Source organism: Bacillus sp. OK048 (assembly GCF_900103525.1).
Taxonomy (GTDB): domain Bacteria; phylum Bacillota; class Bacilli; order Bacillales; family Cytobacillaceae; genus Neobacillus.
In genome coordinates this window covers 1-18612 of sequence record NZ_FNHN01000018.1, presented here as the reverse complement: position 1 = coordinate 18612, position 18612 = coordinate 1, and the positions used below count along the sequence as shown (strand labels likewise).

Annotated in this window: 18 protein-coding genes; 4 read left to right on the top strand and 14 right to left on the bottom strand. The window is 39.2% G+C overall.

Annotated features, from left to right (window positions below):
- Nucleotide 1: 1 nt before the first annotated feature.
- Both BLR86_RS23035 and BLR86_RS23030 read left to right on the top strand, forming a co-directional pair.
- On the top strand, nucleotides 2-526 hold the full coding sequence (locus BLR86_RS23035) for a MerR family transcriptional regulator (protein ID WP_090767371.1): 525 nt from the start codon (nucleotides 2-4) through the stop codon (nucleotides 524-526).
- Nucleotides 527-765: 239 nt separating this feature from the next.
- A complete protein-coding gene (locus BLR86_RS23030; protein ID WP_175493030.1) occupies nucleotides 766-1734 on the top strand; it encodes an NAD(P)H-dependent flavin oxidoreductase in 969 nt (322 codons plus the stop codon).
- 47 nt (nucleotides 1735-1781) lie between these two features.
- On the opposite strand, the gene BLR86_RS23025 is transcribed toward BLR86_RS23030, so the two are convergent.
- Complete coding sequence (locus BLR86_RS23025; RefSeq protein ID WP_090767366.1) at nucleotides 1782-2267, bottom strand: nitroreductase family protein; 486 nt, start codon at nucleotides 2265-2267, stop codon at nucleotides 1782-1784.
- Nucleotides 2268-2287: 20 nt separating this feature from the next.
- Nucleotides 2288-3016, bottom strand: a complete 729-nt coding sequence (locus BLR86_RS23020; RefSeq protein ID WP_090767363.1) for a M50 family metallopeptidase — start codon at nucleotides 3014-3016, stop codon at nucleotides 2288-2290.
- Between the two features lie 222 nt (nucleotides 3017-3238).
- On the opposite strand from BLR86_RS23020, the gene BLR86_RS23015 reads away from it, so the two are divergent.
- Both BLR86_RS23015 and BLR86_RS23010 read left to right on the top strand, forming a co-directional pair.
- Nucleotides 3239-4363 carry an ABC transporter ATP-binding protein gene (locus BLR86_RS23015; protein ID WP_090767362.1) on the top strand — a complete coding sequence of 375 codons (1125 nt, stop codon included), beginning with the start codon at nucleotides 3239-3241 and terminating at the stop codon, nucleotides 4361-4363.
- Nucleotides 4363-5916 (top strand): ABC transporter permease/substrate-binding protein, encoded by a 1554-nt coding sequence (locus tag BLR86_RS23010; protein ID WP_090767359.1) that lies wholly within the window; start codon nucleotides 4363-4365, stop codon nucleotides 5914-5916. The genes BLR86_RS23015 and BLR86_RS23010 overlap by 1 nt, the downstream gene beginning before the upstream one ends.
- Nucleotides 5917-5944: 28 nt before the next feature.
- Here BLR86_RS23010 and BLR86_RS23005 read toward each other — a convergent pair whose 3' ends face one another.
- The 12 genes from BLR86_RS23005 to BLR86_RS22950 form a co-directional block, all read right to left on the bottom strand.
- Nucleotides 5945-6562, bottom strand: a complete 618-nt coding sequence (locus tag BLR86_RS23005; RefSeq protein WP_090767357.1) for a GntR family transcriptional regulator — start codon at nucleotides 6560-6562, stop codon at nucleotides 5945-5947.
- A 90-nt stretch (nucleotides 6563-6652) separates the two neighbouring features.
- Nucleotides 6653-7621 (bottom strand): VOC family protein, encoded by a 969-nt coding sequence (locus BLR86_RS23000; protein ID WP_090767354.1) that lies wholly within the window; start codon nucleotides 7619-7621, stop codon nucleotides 6653-6655.
- A 24-nt stretch (nucleotides 7622-7645) separates the two neighbouring features.
- Nucleotides 7646-8431, bottom strand: a complete 786-nt coding sequence (locus BLR86_RS22995; protein WP_090767351.1) for an SDR family NAD(P)-dependent oxidoreductase — start codon at nucleotides 8429-8431, stop codon at nucleotides 7646-7648.
- 30 nt (nucleotides 8432-8461) lie between these two features.
- The gene (locus BLR86_RS22990) at nucleotides 8462-8971 is read right to left on the bottom strand and encodes an aromatic-ring-hydroxylating dioxygenase subunit beta (protein ID WP_090767347.1); all 510 of its coding nucleotides are present in this window, start codon (nucleotides 8969-8971) and stop codon (nucleotides 8462-8464) included.
- Between the two features lie 53 nt (nucleotides 8972-9024).
- Entirely contained in the window at nucleotides 9025-10329 is a 1305-nt protein-coding gene (locus BLR86_RS22985) for an aromatic ring-hydroxylating oxygenase subunit alpha (RefSeq protein ID WP_090767344.1), read from the bottom strand.
- A 98-nt stretch (nucleotides 10330-10427) separates the two neighbouring features.
- The gene (nadX, locus tag BLR86_RS22980) at nucleotides 10428-11210 is read right to left on the bottom strand and encodes an aspartate dehydrogenase (protein ID WP_090767341.1); all 783 of its coding nucleotides are present in this window, start codon (nucleotides 11208-11210) and stop codon (nucleotides 10428-10430) included.
- A gap of 18 nt (nucleotides 11211-11228) precedes the next feature.
- Nucleotides 11229-12674: an aldehyde dehydrogenase family protein gene (locus BLR86_RS22975; protein WP_090767339.1), complete on the bottom strand. Its 1446-nt coding sequence runs from the start codon at nucleotides 12672-12674 to the stop codon at nucleotides 11229-11231.
- A gap of 12 nt (nucleotides 12675-12686) precedes the next feature.
- Nucleotides 12687-14375 (bottom strand): thiamine pyrophosphate-binding protein, encoded by a 1689-nt coding sequence (locus BLR86_RS22970; RefSeq protein WP_090767336.1) that lies wholly within the window; start codon nucleotides 14373-14375, stop codon nucleotides 12687-12689.
- A 24-nt stretch (nucleotides 14376-14399) separates the two neighbouring features.
- Nucleotides 14400-15191: an SDR family oxidoreductase gene (locus BLR86_RS22965; RefSeq protein WP_090767333.1), complete on the bottom strand. Its 792-nt coding sequence runs from the start codon at nucleotides 15189-15191 to the stop codon at nucleotides 14400-14402.
- 25 nt (nucleotides 15192-15216) lie between these two features.
- A complete protein-coding gene (locus BLR86_RS22960; RefSeq protein ID WP_090767330.1) occupies nucleotides 15217-16131 on the bottom strand; it encodes a VOC family protein in 915 nt (304 codons plus the stop codon).
- A 116-nt stretch (nucleotides 16132-16247) separates the two neighbouring features.
- Nucleotides 16248-16787 (bottom strand): cupin domain-containing protein, encoded by a 540-nt coding sequence (locus BLR86_RS22955; RefSeq protein WP_090767327.1) that lies wholly within the window; start codon nucleotides 16785-16787, stop codon nucleotides 16248-16250.
- 156 nt (nucleotides 16788-16943) lie between these two features.
- The gene (locus BLR86_RS22950; protein WP_090767324.1) at nucleotides 16944-18224 is read right to left on the bottom strand and encodes an MFS transporter; all 1281 of its coding nucleotides are present in this window, start codon (nucleotides 18222-18224) and stop codon (nucleotides 16944-16946) included.
- Nucleotides 18225-18612: the final 388 nt, after the last annotated feature.

Genomic DNA, 18612 nt, shown 5'->3' with positions numbered 1-18612 from the left:
AATGAACACAAGTGAAGTAGCAAAGTTATTAGGGGTGTCGGCAAGCACGATTCAGCGTTGGGTAAAACAGCTAGAACTGCCCATGGACCGAAATGAACGCGGCCATTATCATTTTAATAACAAGGATATCGAACTCCTTAAAACGATTCAAACGCAAATACAAAATGGTACCTTACTTCAAGAAATTGTTCCTATCAAAGAGAAGAAACCTCGTAAAGGACTGGTAAAAGCACCTGAAAACAATGCTGAACTGGAAAGATTGTATATGATTGTTACTGAATTGGAAGCAAAGGTGAATTCAAAAGCAGACTCTGTTGCCTCCTATCAGCTGCTGCAGCATCGCCGCGAGATTGAAGAATTGCAGGGACAGGTCAGGGAATTAACGAACCAGGTAAAGTCGCTGCAGTCACAGCTATTCGAGGCAAATAAATCCTCCCTTCCTGATAAACCGCTCGTCTTAGATGAAGGGAAGATAAAAAGAAAAAAGAAAAATATTGTTAGCACCTGGTTTGGATTTTTAGGATAAGAATAATAAGTGCCGAATGTGTTTATCAACATATTCGGCACTTTTGCATTTCAATCTCTTATTTTCAATTCCTTACTGGGCATTTTTACTATTACCTGCTTTTATGACCTGATGATAAAAATCACATACACAAAAGAAAATTAGTGGTAGGATGCAGAGTATGCTCTAAATTCAAATCTTAAACTAATGAAACGGGGTTATTCATTTTGAACTTTCCACAATTAAAAATTGCACATATTATGCCAAAGGTTCCCATTTTTCAAGGTGGTATGGGAGTTGGTATTTCATTAAGTAAACTCGCTTCAGCTGTAGCCAATGCCGGTGGTGTCGGTATTATCTCTGGTACAGGTATTTCAACAGATGAAATGCGTGACCATATCAGAAAAGCAAAAAGTCTAGTTAAAGGCGCTGGATATATTGGCGTAAACGTACTATTTGCGATGAATGATTTTGCTGAAAAGATGAAAGCAGCACTTGAAGAAAAGGTTGATTTTATTATTTCTGGGGCAGGTATTTCAAGGGATATGTATGCTTGGGGTAGAGAAGCTGGTATACCCGTCATTTCCATTGTTTCTTCTGCCAAATTGGCAAGAATCTCGGAAAGGCTTGGAGCTGCAGCTGTTGTCGTCGAGGGCTTTGAAGCTGGCGGGCACCTTGGCACGGACAGACCAATGTTTGATATTCTTCCAGAGGTACTCGAGGCTGTTTCAATTCCAGTTCTTGCTGCGGGTGGAATTATGAATGGCGAAGATATTGCAAAAGCCATTTCAATGGGAGCTTCAGGGGTACAGATGGGCACAAGATTTGCAGCAAGTGAAGAATGTGATGCTCCTCTTTCATTTAAGCAAAAATATGTTGAAGCACAAAAAGAAGACTTGATTTTAGTCAAAACAACGGTGGGCTTACACGGAAGAGCCATTGCCAATAACTTTACTAAATTAATCAGTGGGTCTGACAAATTAAAAATTGCAAAATGTCATGATTGCTTGAAAAATTGTTCTTATCGCTTCTGTACACTTGATTCCATGTTCAGAACTGTTGGAGGGGATACCGAAAATGGGCATGTCTTTGCTGATGCACAAGGTGATGTGGAAAACGGACTTGTCTTCGCTGGTGCAAGAGTGGGTGAAATCAAGGAAATCCTCCCGGTTCAAACAATCATTGATCATCTGACAGCAGAGTATCAAAATGCGGTAAAATTTGCTTAATCTATAGGAAATGAGCCAACCTCAAAAATGATGGGTTGGCTCTTTTATTATGGTAATTTTTTTATTTTATTGATAATCGATGTCCTTGGTTTTGGTTCTGGTATCTCCTCGGGATAGCCAATGGCTAAAACTCCGATTAGATCAGAACTGTCCGGTACTCCGAGAATTTCTCGATTTTTCGCAGTAATTCCAATGGAAGACCAAAACGTACCTACACCGCCTGCCCATGCTGCTAAATTAAAGTTCTGAACAAAACAGGCAGTCGCCATGGCGTTTTCATCTTTCTCTACCGCTGAAGCACCGTGTTTAGATACAATAGCGATTACTACAGGAGCACTACCAAAATTCGTCTTATGATTCAACCTAGCCCTTGTTTCTGGTCCAACAAAATACACTTCCCAAGGTTCGGTCATTCGATGATTAGGTGCCATTTTTGCAGCCTCTAACCAAGAATAAATTAATTCAAGTGAAACATCATCGGTTTTGAACTTTTTAATTGTACGTCGATTTTGGATCGCCTCTAAAACATTCATTTATTGTCTCCCCTATACACTTAATATTCTTTTTGACCTTCTAACTGATAAATCCGCTGTATCTCCCCTTGACCTATATTGAACAAACCTCTTTTGAATCCAAGCAAAATGAGAAATAGTGCTTGAGCAAAGAAAAAGATTCCCCATCCTTGCGCAGGGATAATCGCGGTTAATTGAGATAAGTTTGTTGCGTCTCCTGCTGAATGCGGCTGAATGAGACTGATGATAAAAATATCAAATGCTGTACTAACCGATTCTACCAACAATATCGATGCAATTAACAAAACGAGATTGTGAATCACCTTTTGACTTCCTTTGATCAGCAAGGCAAGAAATAAAAAACCGAAAGAGGCTAGCCAAAATAAACCATAAGGATTTCGGACCCATAATAGTAAATTAATTACGATCACTCCTAATAGTAAATCAATGAAAAGTGTATATTTTTTCTTTTTAATTAACCAAAACGACCCATATGCCATTAGTGAAGAAATCATATATCCTGCTATACATGTAACAAAGTCGATGACCCAAATCGATTGTGTTCCATGAGTAACACCATCTGCATTCATGAATAATGATATTGTTTCCACATTCCCTCCGAATAGAGCTATGAAAGCGTGTCCTGATTCATGGATAACCGTATTTATGATTCTAAAATAATCACCAATGATCGGGATTTGTATTAAAAGGAATGCTGTACCAAGGAAGATGAAAAACTTAAGACTTAGTCTTTCTTTTAGAGATTTCATGATCCTTCCCCTCTTTTCTTATCCTTTGGTTAATTTATTCCATTCTAACACTTTTCTTTATTTTCAGTAAATTTAAACTCCTAAAAAACCAAAAAAATAGACTCGTACTTATGGGTTGTGTTTCAACAGTTTTTTTAAAAAGGATTCGACAAACCAACAACTTATATGTTACCATCAAGTTGTCACTTTTTACGAATACTCATTTTTTAAGGAGGTATAATATTGATAGAATTTAAAGAGATTGTAAAAAAATATAGAAATAAAACGATTATTAAGCCATTTTCGATAGATATTGAAGCGGGGCAATTAGTTGTTTTTATCGGACCAAGCGGCTGTGGGAAAACCACTTTGCTAAAAATGATAAATAAATTAATCCAGCCATCTTCAGGGAAAATTATTGTTAACGGAAAAGATATTTCTACAATAGATGCGATTGAGCTTAGGAGAAATATTGGCTATGTGATTCAAAATACTGGCCTTTTCCCACATATGTCGATTCAGGAGAATTTGGAACTGATCCCTAAACTTAAAGGTGAAGATCCAGCTTCCATTGCTAAAAAAACAGAAGAACTACTCCATGTTGTCGGGTTAAACCCTTCTGAATTCTTGCACCGCTTCCCGAAAGAATTAAGTGGCGGGCAACAGCAAAGGATTGGGGTAGCAAGAGCATTCTCCACTGATTCAGATATCATTTTAATGGATGAACCCTTCAGTGCATTGGATCCTGTTACAAGAAACTCGCTTCAGGATGAATTGGTCCAAATGCAAAAGGAACTCAATAAGACGATCATTTTCGTCACTCATGATATGGACGAAGCGATTAAGATTGCCGATAAGATATGCATTTTAAAAGACGGCGATATTCTCCAGTTTGACACCCCTGAAAATATTCTAAAAAACCCAGCCAACGAATTTGTTGAAGGATTTATTGGGAAAAGACGAGTTTGGAACAATCCGGAATTACTTATGGCGGAGGATATTATGATTTCCAACCCTGTTAAGATCACTGCTAAACGAACCGTCTTACAAGCTATTGAAATCATGAAATTTAATAAGGTTGATAGCTTAATGGTCACCGATAAAAATAATATTTTAATCGGATTGGTGACATTAAAAGGAATTCAATTATTAAACCGAAATTCCGAGATTGATAGTGTAATGGAGAAAAATGTTCTAGCTGTTTCTGAGGATCATAACTTAATTTCCATATTAGCGACCATGAATGAACATAAAATTGGTTACGTTCCTGTGATCAATCAAACAAAGCAATTAACTGGCCTTATTACAAGAAGTAGTATTTTATCGGCTTTAAGCAGCCAACTAATTGATTTGGAGGTGGCCTTTTAATGGCTGATTTTACTAAATATTTAAGTGCGAACTACGAACAAATCCTAAATTTATTAGGTCAACATATATATTTAAGTGTTATTTCCGTATTGATTGCGGTCATTATCGGGATTCCACTTGGAATTTTGATTTCAAAAGAGCCAAAACTTTCAAAGCCAATCATTGGAACGACCAACGTGATTCAAGCTGTACCAAGCTTGGCATTACTTGGATTCCTCATTCCTTTCATTGGAATTGGCAGTGCCCCGGCAATCGTCATGGTCATTCTGTATTCCCTTCTTCCTATCGTAAAGAACACATATACAGGATTAACGAACATTGATTCTGATATTCTGGAAGCCGCCAAAGGTATCGGTCTGACCAAGAGTCAAACAATGAAAAAGGTTCAGCTGCCACTAGCCTTTCCGATGATTATGGCGGGTATCAGAATTTCTGCGGTAACTGCTGTCGGATTGATGACAATTGCTGCCTTCGTTGGTGCAGGCGGTCTTGGTTATCTCGTATTCTCCGGTGTACAGACCGTCGATAATTACATGATTTTAGCAGGAGCCATCCCTGCATGTATTCTTGCTCTACTAATTGACTTTATCGTTGGGAAACTAGAATCTTCATTCTCTTATACGAATAAACGAACATCCTCATCAAAAGTGAGTAAGAAAGTAAAAAGACTAGTGATTGGGTTTGCTAGTATGATCATTATTGCAGGCGGTGCCTATACAGTTTATTCAAAGGTTAATGCCGCAGATAAAATTGTCATTGGATCTAAAAATTACAGTGAACAGCTGATTTTAGGGAATATGCTTGCGGATTTAGTAGAAAGTAAAACTGAACTTGTAGTTGAGAGAAAACTGAACCTAGGCGGGACACAGGTAGCCTTTGGTGCAATAAATAGCGGCGACATCGATGCCTATGTGGAATATACAGGGACTGGTCTTGTAAATATACTGAAGCAAAGTCCACAAAGTGATCCTGATAAAGTGTATGACTACGTAAAAAAGGAATTCAAAGAGAAGTATGGTATTAACATGTTAAAACCGCTTGGATTTAATAACACGTATGCTATTGCCGTACGTCAGGATACAGCAGAACAATTTAATCTGAAGGCTGTCTCCGATCTTGCTAAAATAAGCGATGGCTTGATTATGGGGCCAACGATTGAGTTTGCTAACCGAGAAGATGGATTAAATGGCCTAGAGACAGCCTATAATATGAAATTTAAAGATGTGCAAGCAGTTGACGGTGGATTGCGCTATACCGCTCTTAATAATCATAAAAGTGATGTCATTGATGCCTTTTCAACCGATGGATTAATTGAGGAATTTGGATTAAAGGTATTAGAGGATGATAAAAACTTCTTCCCTCCATACTATGCTGTTCCCATTGTCAAAGAAGAGACGTTAGCGAAACATCCTGAATTAAAAGATGCTCTAAATTTACTTGCTGGTACGTTGACAGATGATAAAATGCGAAACCTGAATTACAAAGTAGATAGCCTGAAGGAATCCCCAGCTAAAGTAGCAAAAGAGTTTTTACAAGAAGAAGGTCTACTGTAAAAAAGAAAGCCGGCGCTGCCGGCTTTTTCTAATCTTCCATGAAATGTACCACTCGCTCATAGGTTTCATCATCCCCGATAATGAGTAAAACATCTCCCTCGAGAATCAATGCATAGGGTCCCGGAGAAATAATCAATTCACCCCTTCTTTTCATTCCAATCACGGTTCCTCCTGTATTTTGCCAAAATTTCACTTCAGAAATCGTCTTATCTATATGTATACAACCTGGAAATACCTCTACTTCAATCGGTGCCAATGGATTAGTATGACGAAGCTTTGTAGAATAATCCATGATCTTATTTACAGTATCTAAAAGCTGCCCTTCAATCTTATTTTTCTCTTTCACGAGTGTGTTTATTTCTTTTTCTAAGTCTTTGATACTTGCCAAATTCGAAAAACGATGAATATATTTATAGGCATTCTCCCGTGAAGAAATAACAATTCCACTGCCTTTTGTCGATTGAACAATCTCTACATCTTCTAAAATCTTGATCGCCCTACGAACTGTTTCTGGTGAAACTTTATAATCACTTGCTAATGTCGACCTCCCGTGTATCTTTTCACCCACTTTAAATTTACCGTCGTAAATTCGATTGGCTAAATCGATGGCAATCCGTTCATAAGTTGGTATTTGTGCCTTCTGCATATGTTCCTCCACTTAATCTAAGTCAATGATATTTAATAGTTCTACTATACGCTAAAAAGTGCCAGCCACCAAGGGTGTCTAGCACTAGTATCAAATATCATATCTTTCGAGTAACTCAATGATTACTTTAAAATCTGAAGTAGTATCCATATATGCATATCGGCCATTTCCATTATAGAAATTGCCCGTTTGAATCACAGGATAGCCCATACTCTCTAGCAACTTGATTTTTTCTTCCATATTTTTTATAACGAAGGAAATATGGTGAACACCTTCCCCATATTTATCAATGTGCTTTTTCCATGTACTTGGAGATTTTCCTGGTTCAATTAATTCAATTTGAAGCAAGGGTGTATTAATAAACATATACTTAGAATCACCTTCGGTTGGCTCCCCTTCAAAGACTACGTTTGTCAAATCACTAGGCCCAGATTGAATCACTGGAGGCTTTTCAACACCAAGCAGTTTACAGTATGCCTCTGCAGCCTTCTCAAGATTTTTTACGACAATAGCAAGCTGTTCTACCTTATTGGTTCCAAGTAACGGAGCATGAGAAGCTTTACTCGGAGCTGTACCCCGTGGTTCAGCACTTTCCAATAGTTCTACAAGCGTTTTATGATCATCCAACGTGTCAACATATACATACCTGCCATCACTTGAGGTAAATTCACCACTTTGAAGTAAGTGATAGCCATATCCTTCAAAAACCGGCAGCTGCTCCTTAATAGACTCGACGTCAAAGGCAATATGATGAATTCCTTCACCAACCGTATCTAAAAACTCCCTCATCGTACCTGGTTCATTATTAGGTTCGATTAATTCGAATTGGATGGTTGGTGTATTCATAAAGACTAATTTGCTCCTGGAATTCGTAGGTTTCCCACGAAAAACCACTTTGGAGACCTCGCTGTCCCCTGTTAAAAACCAAGCAGGCTTTGGGATTCCAAGAAGCTTAGCAAATAGTTCCGATGTCTTCTCAATATCCTGAACAACAAATGCAAGTTGATTTATTCTATTATTTCCAGCTAACGGTTTTTTTTCTGTAATCGACTCTGTCACAAAAAGTCACCCCTATTAGATTAATCAACTTAGCCCGCGAACTGCTAATCCCCCATCACTTGAGATCACTTCCCCTGTAATGGCTCTTGCCTGATTGGAAGCCAAAAGCAGATAAGCCCCAACATGGTCTTCGGAGGACATTGCGATTCGAAGTGGATTCCGCGATTTGATACTCTTCTCTTTCGTGTTGTTGTCTACCATTTTTACAAATGGCTGAAGCGGAGAAATCACATTGAGTGCTGTCAATGTTCCACCCGGAGCAACGGCATTCACACGTATATCGGGCGCCAATTCAAACGCAAGCTGGCGCATTAAGCCAAGTTGGGCATGTTTACTGGCGGTGTACCATACCCCGCCACCATCCGGATAAAAACTTGCTCCAGACATGGTAAAAATCATATTCCCGCCCGTTTTCTTCAATTCATCAACTGACGCCTTTGCCCCATTGAAATAGCCTTTCACATTGATATCGAACAGGACTTGATAGGCATTTGACATTGCTTCGGGCGTAACACTTTGAAATTTAGCAAACCCATCAAATACACCTGCATTCGCCACAAAAACATCCAGTTTTCCAAATGTTTCAACGGCCATCCGGACAGCATGAGCATGTGCTTGATAATCTGTTACATCTCCCTCGATACACTGCACCGCCTCGCCAAACTGTTGTTTTAATTGGTTCAGACCCTCTGCTGATTTATCGAGAATAGTTAGTACTGCCCCTTCATTGATAAAAGCTTCTGTAACCGCTTTTCCAATACCAGAGGCACCACCAGTTAAATAAATGGATTTTCCGCTTAACAGAGACATAAATACTGCACCCTCCCACTCCTAAAGCTACTACACAAAAATAGCCAGATTTCGTGTATTAATGGTCGTTTGATCGACAATGAAAAAACGTTTAGACAGCTTCCACTCACCATTTTCATAAATAAATTCATCTTGACGTTCACCGGAAATTAAATCGTGATGGATATCTGTACTCCGACTGCGATAAAGTAGTAAATAACTGTTTACTACTGCTTTTTCATTGGGAACATATTCAATCAGCCTAACGTTGCTGACAAACCTTTTAGTTCGTGATGGTGGAATTTCCGCCCACGCATAATCCGTTTTTAAACGGTCCACACGGATCTTCAATAATTCAATGTCGTCATCAAAAGCAAACATATCTAGGGCGTAATCGGGACGTTCTGTGCCCTCTTTATTAACACGAACAGGCATTTGGTACGATAACGTTGGGTGCATTAAGCTAAACCAGCCATCAAAATCAATATCATCAATCAGTTTTGCTTCCTGATAGAGCCATTGTTCAAATTCATAGGTTGCTAACATCTTCTCAATAGACATAAGCTTCTCCCCCTATTCATAATAATTTTTATAAAAATCGTGTGAGAGTCATCTCACTTGGTCATCAGGTCGAGCCAGTAACGGTAAAAATTTCTTTGATTGGCTTCAGTAAATTTATCATCATAAACAACGCCAGGACCAACAAAACTTGGTACTGGTTGTCGGTGCAAGCCCATTGTATAGTTAAATGTCAGCTGTTTTATTAATGGCATCGTACCAGATGCTGCAGCGGTAATATCTGTAAATACTTCCGTATCATCCTGTTCAAAAATACCTGAAGGACTGAAGGTTAATATGAACGATTCACGGGAACGCATTTTCCAATCCACAGGAGCATTTTTCTCTACTAAGAACCACGTAATCACTTCCATTTTGTCAGCCGCTATCGGTCTCCAAATACGCATAGAAGTATTAGAGATTAATTGTCCTTTTATTTTTGTATGAGAAATTAAAAATGATAAATTCGGAAAGATATTCCCAATCATATTTTTTAGATTAGCTAACACTTCGTATTGGTCATCCGTTAAATTTGCTTTGTATTCGTCTTTTAATTCTTCTGGAAACGCAAAGTCAGGATTTGGTGTACCAAGGTTTAAGCCATGACCATTTGTTGTGTGAATCTGATAGCCTTTTTTCGAATAAGTAGCACTTGGCACCATTCCTAATTTAGCAATCGAACCGTGGGTAACCATGGTATGATAGGAGTCACCTACGAAGTTATCTGCTCCAATTTTCCAATTCGAATGAATGACAAATCTTTGCGGCGGTCCCACTACTTCCATTTCTGCTCTTCCTGCAAAAATATCAATATACCATTTAAACTCGCCTAAAAAGGCATCTAAAGACTCTGCTTCATCATTCCATGTACCAAATATTAACCCTTTATAGGACTCTACTCTGATTTTATGCAGCCCCATCTGGGACTTATCCAAGGTATCGCCGTAAATATCTTTTTGCAGTGGAACACCGACACAATCACCATTATTTTTAAAATTAAAGCCGTGATAAGGACATGAAAACGATGATTTATTTCCAGCATCTGCCCGGCAAAGCTTCATACCACGGTGTGTACACATATTATACAGACCGCGAATTTCATTATCAGCACCACGAGAAAGAATGACAGAATAGCCAGCAACATCCCTGGTAATGAAATCATTCTTATTTGGAATTTCTGATTCATGCCCGATGAATATCCATGTTTTTAAAAACACTTTTTTATGCTCTAAGTCATAAATCGTCGGATCACCTAGAAGGTAGGCAGGGATAGATCCCGTATCTGGTTGAACGGTTTCATGCAAGAATTCAGTTGCTTCCTTTTGAGACATTTCTTCTAAATTTACGTTCGTTTTATACATTGCCTTCTCCCCCTTAATTTAAATTGGTGCTGAATCATTCCTTCAGGGGAATACGCAAACAACCATTAACCTAACCCCTGTATGTTATTCTTAAAGCATTACCCAACTTGGATAACAGCATCTTTATTTATTAATGATGACAATACACTTAGTGCAGCCAAATAACTTGTTTTTGGATTATTCGGCATCGGATCATTTTCAACCTTGAGCGTAAGTTTTCCAAATGACCCTAATGCCTCAATCGAATGACTGTTTTTCGTAATCGCAGGATCAGAAATGATCTTAACTCCGGTTTTTTCCGGTCCTACCCCAGCTATAGATAAGATAATGGAAACATTTATGTTTTTCGGGAATAACGCTATAGCTTCACGAGCAGATCCTTCAAAAAGCACTTGCTCTCTATCTAAAAGTGCCCCTGGTAAAGCATGAGGCGGCTTCCTCGTAATAATCGAAACGCTTTCAAGTTCACCATTGGATTTTGCTGCTTTCAGAATATCTAATCCGCCAATGGCCCCGGATGGCAAATATATTTTTGTACCATTTCCCTTACATATTTCCTCCAAGGACTGTGTATAATCCAGATCACTTAGAGCACCAACACTGCTTAACACGATATCTTTCCCGCTTGTTAGAATCGATGCCGCATGCTCTTTCACTACTTCGACAGTAGCGGCTTCGATGACGAGATCTACATTTGATTGTAAAAGGGATGAGATATCCTCAAAAATTTCAGTATCATATTCAGCGGCTAGCTTCTGTGCTGATTTTGGATTGCGGGTATAAATACCAACAATTTTGGAATTTGCCAGAAGTTTATTGATATTTATACTTTGAAGCAGGAATCTTCCAATATTTCCTCCACCGATTAAACCAATATTCATCCGAAGAGTCCCCCTTCTTTAGTTGGCTAACCCATAGGAATCTGCAAAATACTCCAGCCCACAGTGCCTTGTTTCTCGAGACAGTCCACTTTCTTTTAAACCAGGGAAATCAAGATGAAGGTCTTGGAAAACGGTATGGTTATTGTGGAAAACTGCTCCGGCTTCCAACTGATCGGCTAATGTAATCGCCGTGTCTTCATCTTCTGTCCATACAGAAGCCCTTAAGCCAAATTCACTATCATTCGCAAGTCGAACTGCTTCGTTTGTATCAGAGAAGGATAGAACTGGGATGACCGGACCAAATTGTTCAGCACGGACGATTTCACTGTCTTGCGCAGCACCAGTAATAATCGTTGGTAAAATAAAGTATCCTTGGTCCCATGTATCTGGATCCAACTGTATTCCTCCTGTTATGACCGCAGCACCAGATTCTTGTGCCCGCTCAATCAGGCCATTTACATAATCATATTGTGCTTTATTATTTAATGGGCCCATTTCAACATCAGGCTGAATCCCATTACCAACCCTGATTCTTGAAAATTCTTTCTTTAGCTTTGCTATAACTTCTTCATATCTCGATTCATGTACATAGATTCTTTTAATCGCGGAACAAACCTGTCCTGCTGCACGAAGGACTCCGAATCGAATGCGGCTAATGGCATCTTCATCAAGGTTCGCATCTTCGAGGATAATGGCGGCATCATTCCCACCAAGCTCCATATAAAGTTTTTTAACCGATCCTGATGCCGCACGCATAATCTCTTTCCCTGTTTCGGTACTGCCCACAAAAGCAATTGTTTTGACTCTTGGGTCGGAGCAAATAGCGTTTCCGATGACACCGCCAGAACCCGTTACGACATTAATAACTCCATCTGGGAAGTAAGAAGCAACTACTTTTAAAAAAGACATAATCGTCAATGGACAATTTGTTGCTGGCTTTACGACTACTGTATTTCCTGTCAAAACAGCTGGAATCACTCGCTTAAAAGTTAAAATCATCGGGGAATTCCAAGGTGAAATAACAGCAGTTACCCCGCGAGCACGCTTCCGAATTTGTACCTTTTGATTACCGGGTAAAATTCGAGGCTGCCACCATTCAAGCAATTCATCTGCGGCGTGGTGCATAATATCTACACAGCGAAGCAAATCCTTTTTTGCTTCGACTAATACTTTTCCATTCTCGCGAACAAGTAATGTTACATTCTCTTCAACTAGCGTTTTTATTTCCTCAGCTGCCAAATGCATCCTATTTGCCCGATCCTCTACCGCAGTACGGGACCAGGTTTCGAATGCCTTTACAGCAGTTGTAATCGCCTCGTCAACATCAGCTTTTGAACATAAAGCGACTTCACCAACAATTTCTTGATGATTAGCTGGATTGATTACATTAGCTGTTTGTTCCGCTTGTAACCACTGCCCACCAATCAAGTATTTACCTGAAACAACTGGAAATGTTGAGATCAACCTAATCCCCCCTTAAATCTTTCTAGGTTTAAATGCATCTGCTGCTCCTGGAGGTCCACCAAATGGTTTCGCCATTGGCCCAACTGCCTCCATATCAACAACAATCATGGTTGGCTTTTGGCAATCAACTGCTTTCTCAAGTGCTGAAACAAATTCTTCTGAAGAGCCGATTCTAGTAGATTCAAACCCCATAGATTGCCCTAACAAGACAAAATCAGGACTTAATAGGTCCACTGCTACTTGCCGTCCGTAAGCGGCGTCTTGAATATTTCTAAGCACACCGTAGCCCGCATCATCGAATAAAACCACTATTAATGGTAAGTTTTCTTGAGCAGCAGTAGCCATTTCACCTACATTCACCATAAACCCGCCATCGCCAGCCATCAATATTACTTGGCGGTCTTTAAAAGCCATTTGTGCACCAATGGCAGTTGGTAACCCTTGGCCAATTCCTCCGCCAGAAGCATGAATCGAAGTACGAGGTTGATAGATTTCAAAAAGACGACTTCCCCATACATTTGCCTGTACTGTTACATCACGGACCAATATTGTTTCGCGCGGCATTACTTTTCGCATACCGTCAAGGATTTGTTCATATGGACCAAGTGTTTCCCTTAGGCTCGCACGTAATTCCTGTCGAACTGTTTGCACTTCATCAAGATATAATGGATCTGGATTTATTGTTTTTTGAGATAAATCTTTAACAAGTGAGCTTAGTATCTGCTTTGCATCTCCAATTAATCCATGTGTTGCCTCGTAATTTCGATTAATTGCCTGCCAGTCTGCATCTATCGCAATATGTTCTTTTGGAACAGGTACTTTCCAGTTTGCCGTTTCGTTCCCTCTAAACCTTACTCCAATGCTAATTAATAAATCTGAATCCTTTAGTAACTTTTTGGTTAGCTCATAAGCTGCAAAGTGTCCAATACATTGTGGATGATCCTCTGGTAAGCTTCCTTTACCCGATTGGCTTGTTATAACAGCTGCTCCAATCATTTCGGCTAATTGCTGTACTTCCTTTGAGGCACCTGCGCTAATTACGCCTCCACCTGCCCAGATAACCGGACGACGGGCAGTACTGATTTTTGAGACAACTTCTTCAGGTAATTCTAATGCCGTATTATTATTTGGAGCTAAGATTCTAACTTCATCAAGTGAATGATTTGGAATGATCGCCGATTGAAAATCAATCGGAATTTCAAGTGAAACGGGTCCGGATGGTGCTGATAATGCATCTTGTATCGCTTGTCTGACCACAGCCGCGGTTTGCTCCGGTTTTCTTAATCGAGTTGCCTTTTTACATGAACCTTCCATTATAGACAGCTGATCCTTACATTCGTGAATATATCCTCTTCCAGTTCCTAAATAAGGAGAAGCAACCTCACCGGTTAGATGAAGGACAGGCACCCCAGCTGCCCATGCTTCAATGAGCGATCCGGCTGCATTCCCGGCACCAGTTCCAGTACTAGTGATGACAACACCCAATTTCCCTGTAGCTCTTGCATAGCCATCAGCCATATTTACTGCTCCACTCTCACCGCGGGAACAAACAAGGTGAATGCTTCCTTCGCGAAGAATCGCATCATAGATAGGCATATTATGGATACTAACAATACCAAAAGCTATCGTTACACCTGCTCTAACTAACTCTTGTACAACCGCATCTGCTGTTGTAAATTCAATTTGACCTTGTTGACTCATAATAAACTCCTGCCTTTAATCATATTAAAGCGCTTTTCCCAGCGCTCCAGCTGTTTCAATGGTTGAACCAGACACATAACTTGCTTGCTTGGATGCTAAAAAGAGAATCACGCCTGCTACTTCTTCCGCTTCACCTACACGTCCTAACGGAATATTTCGTTTTTTTGCTAAATCAGCATAATATTCTTCCGGGTCAATATCAGGTGCGTTTTTCAACCTTCTGCGCTCCCATTGATCCGTACGAATCAAACCTAGGCTCACAGAGTTTACTAAGATATTATCCGAAGCAAGCTCCTGTGAGAGCGTTTTACTTAAATTCAACAGCCCAGCTCTGGTAGCAGCTGTAGCAATCATATGTCTTTCAGGCTCCTTCGCAAGTGTTGCGTTGATATTAATAATTCTTCCACCGCCCCGTTTCACAAGGTATGGATGGACAGCCTTTATTGCATAAATGATCGCAAAGTATTTTAATTGAATTTGTTCCTGCCATTGTTCATCGGTTACGTCGAAAAAATATCCCATTACACTTTGTCCTGCAGAATTCACTAAGACATCTATACCATCAAAGTAAGCAGCAGTATCATTGATAAATGTGTTAACATCCTCTTTATTTGTAACATCACAGGTTGCCGCATAGATAGAATCTGCGGGTCCAAACTGTAATAGGTAATCATATGCCTTTTCTTTCCGCTCTTTACTTCTTCCGCAGATCGATACCTTGGCGCCTTCTTGAAGGAACATCTCAGCAGCTTTTAAACCGACACCTGAAGTTCCTCCCATAATAACAGCCACTTTTCCTTTTAAACCTAAGTCCATATTGACACCCCTTATTTTCAAACCTTTATAGCAAAGTTTTCACATTTACCCAGCCAGGGTCTGGCTTTCCACCCATGGCGGCTCGAGTTTCTGGCTTTGGTGGTCCAGCTATACCCCATTGATCCATCAAATGAGGGACACGTTTCCAAACCCGTGCTTTCCATTCTGCTTCATCTTCAATCGTCTCTAAATAGCAGGTATACTCCATGACAAACTTGGCAGGATCTTGGAAGTAACAGAAAATATTATCGCCAGGTCCATGGCGCCCAGGTCCCCAAATCTCTTGATAGCCACCTTTTCTTACATTGGCAATTCCCCGCATTACTTCATCAACTGTATCTACCTCATATGCAATATGGTTGACGGAAGCATGTTGATCCTGATTAAAAGCAATCGAATGGTGTTTCCGATTACAACGTAAAAATGACATTTGGTGCTCGCTCCAATCGGTCACTTTAAAGCCAAGTACATTTGTATAGAAATCGGTTATCATATCAAGGTCAGCGGTATTCATTACCACATGATTTAATTTAACAGGGTCAACATTTTTCTTATTCCAGATGGTAGTATGCATTTCCACCCACGCAGAAAGCTCGATACAGCGATTTTCAGGGTCAACAAACCGCAATCCGTAACCTTTGCCTTCTTCATCTAGATACCCAGGATCGGATACGATTTTTACTCCTTTTGAAGCAAGTGTTTCTGCCGCTTTATCCACTGCATTTTTATCAACCATACCAAATGCAATGTGATGAAGCCCACTGTTTTCTCCAGCATGTAAGCTTAATATGTGATTTTCCGGACCCGCACCTCGAAAATAAACGGTTTTATCATCTTGTGCAACTTTATCCAATCCCCAAATTTTCTCATAAAAATCAGCTTGTTCTTGAAGAACTGGGGTAATTAAACCGATATGTCTTAAGTGTGTGATACCAACCATATTTACACCTCCACTTTTCTATCAATCTACCAGAATTATAGCTCATTAACATAACAGGGATGATCCCAATGTACAGTTAGAGGATCATCCCCATCAAAGAAGATTTTGGTGAAAAATTAATTATTTCCGTTAATAATTGCTTCTCTTTCTTTCGCACGTTGGATACGAAGTTCTTCTAGTGCACTGCCTTCTACGTAAGTTGGTAAGTTTGGTTTAACTGCTCCAAGCATGACGAGCATTAATGCTTCTTCATCGCCATCGTTGTGGATTCCACGATATACCCCAGGAGGAGAACTAATGCAATCCCTTTCATTTAAGCGGATTTCATGAACTTCATCTTTACCTACTTCTTGAATAAGCGCCTTCACACTGCCTTTTAAAATGAAGAAAACTTCTTCCACATCATCGTGTAAATGTAATGGACCTATACAGCCTGCAGGTAGCACCATTGTGCTTAATGTGAAGTGTTCAGCAGCGATTACATTAGAGTCATTATTGGCTGTTGCTCCACGACCAATATATCTCATTTGTGCCCTTTTGTATTTTGGATCAATTTCTTCCTGAAACTTTAAAACATTCCAATCTAAACTACGGTCTTGTAATCTAGCCACATATTTCTTTTCAAATTCTTCAACATTAAATTTTTGATCTGCCATTAAAATCGCTCCCTTAATTGATAATTTTTTGTTCATTGTTTTGTTTTAAATACAAAACATTGTTTTCTATATAATTTAATATTAAATCCCAATCCTTTAATTGTCAATTAAAAATATTAGGAAAATTCAAAACGTTGTTTTGTATAGGTAACTTATTTAAATGATAGCTCTAGTAGACTCCAATTTATAGGTTCTAACCTCAACAGCTTCTTTTTTTAATGTAAATAGATAGGCAGCAAATCCTAACCCTGCAGCCACAATCAACATCATGATCGATGGTCCAAAATCACCACCAGAAAGATCACGCATCCAGCCCATAATATAGCTGGAAAACCCACCAAGTATGTTCGTGAACCCCATTAGCCCAGCGGCACGACCTGCTGTTGCAGGGGTTGAATATTTAACAATAAATAAATTACTTAAATGGAAAACTCCTCCTTGAGTCCCCATTGCTAGGCCCATACAAATACCTGCAAGGACAGGGTGCGGTGCAAGAATGGCTGCTGCTAGAAAAATAGCCGTCATACTAAATAATATGGTCGCAAGCAGGCTTGGACGCTTTGTTTTGTCTGCTAAATATCCACAAACTAACACAAAGCCTAGCGCAAACAACCAAGATAGAGAGGTAATACCTGTCATTGCCTCTCTTGAGAAACTTTTTGCTTCCACTAAATAGGTAGGGAGCCAAATGCTAATTCCAAAAAACAAAAATGATGACATGAGCATTCCGAACCAAACGATCCAATAACGGTAGTCCTGAGTAAAATTTTGTTTTGGTTTATTTTTTTCATTTTCATCAATTTCCCGTATGTAAGCTAATTCCTTTTTGTTAATACGAGGATGTTCTTCTGGGGTATCTCTCGTTAAAAATACAAACATAGGAAGTACTATTAATAGATTAAAACCTGCTAGTACGAAAAATGCTGCTTCCCAATGAAAGGTAGCTAAAACGATTGTTAAAATGATAGCACCGCAGGCAGGTCCAAAGTAGTTTCCAGCCAGCCAAGAAGATTGAGCACGTCCTAGTTCACGATGGTTAAACCAGTTAGAGATAAACTTACCACAAACAGGTATCATCATCCCTTCTCCGAAACCTAGAATTACACGGCTTACGAGAAACATTTCATAGGACGTAGCCAGTCCGCCAAAAACCATCGTGATGGACCAAATACAAAGTCCCATTATCGCTGTTTTTCTCGCACCAAACCTATCAATAATATATCCCCAAAAAAGGTTTGAAAAAGCATAGGAAACAGTAAATATGAAAGTGATAAAGCCAATTTTTGCGTTCTTATCAGCCCCTGTTAGACCAAGATCTTCTAAGAATGATGGATCCGTTTGGATAACTGAAATACCTAATTTATCAATTTGTCCAAAAAACCAAAAGAAAAAGATTGGGACTGCAATATAGAGCCACCTTTTGTTACCATTTAACATTAAATTCCCCCCTGCCAGTTGTGTTTTGTATGAAAAACGCTGTTTAACTAATATTAAGTTTAAATTTTTATGAATATTATGTCAATGTAAAATAGCGAATTTTGTTTTATAAATAAAATATTGTTTTATATTCAAAACATAATTATTTTTTGATTCCACAAAAAAAACTTGCTATTTGCAGAGACTGCTGAAAAAGTCTCAATATAACCCTTGTGATGATTAAAGGAAGAGGAAACTCTTCCTCTTTCGTATGCATTGATTTAGTTGCTGAAGTAAAAATGATATTATTAGAGAGAAAACATTTAGAAAATGGGTGAAACTATGCTTCCTAAAAAAGAATTAGTGCTAAGTTCATACAGTGCACTTTATGATATATTGATCCCAGAAG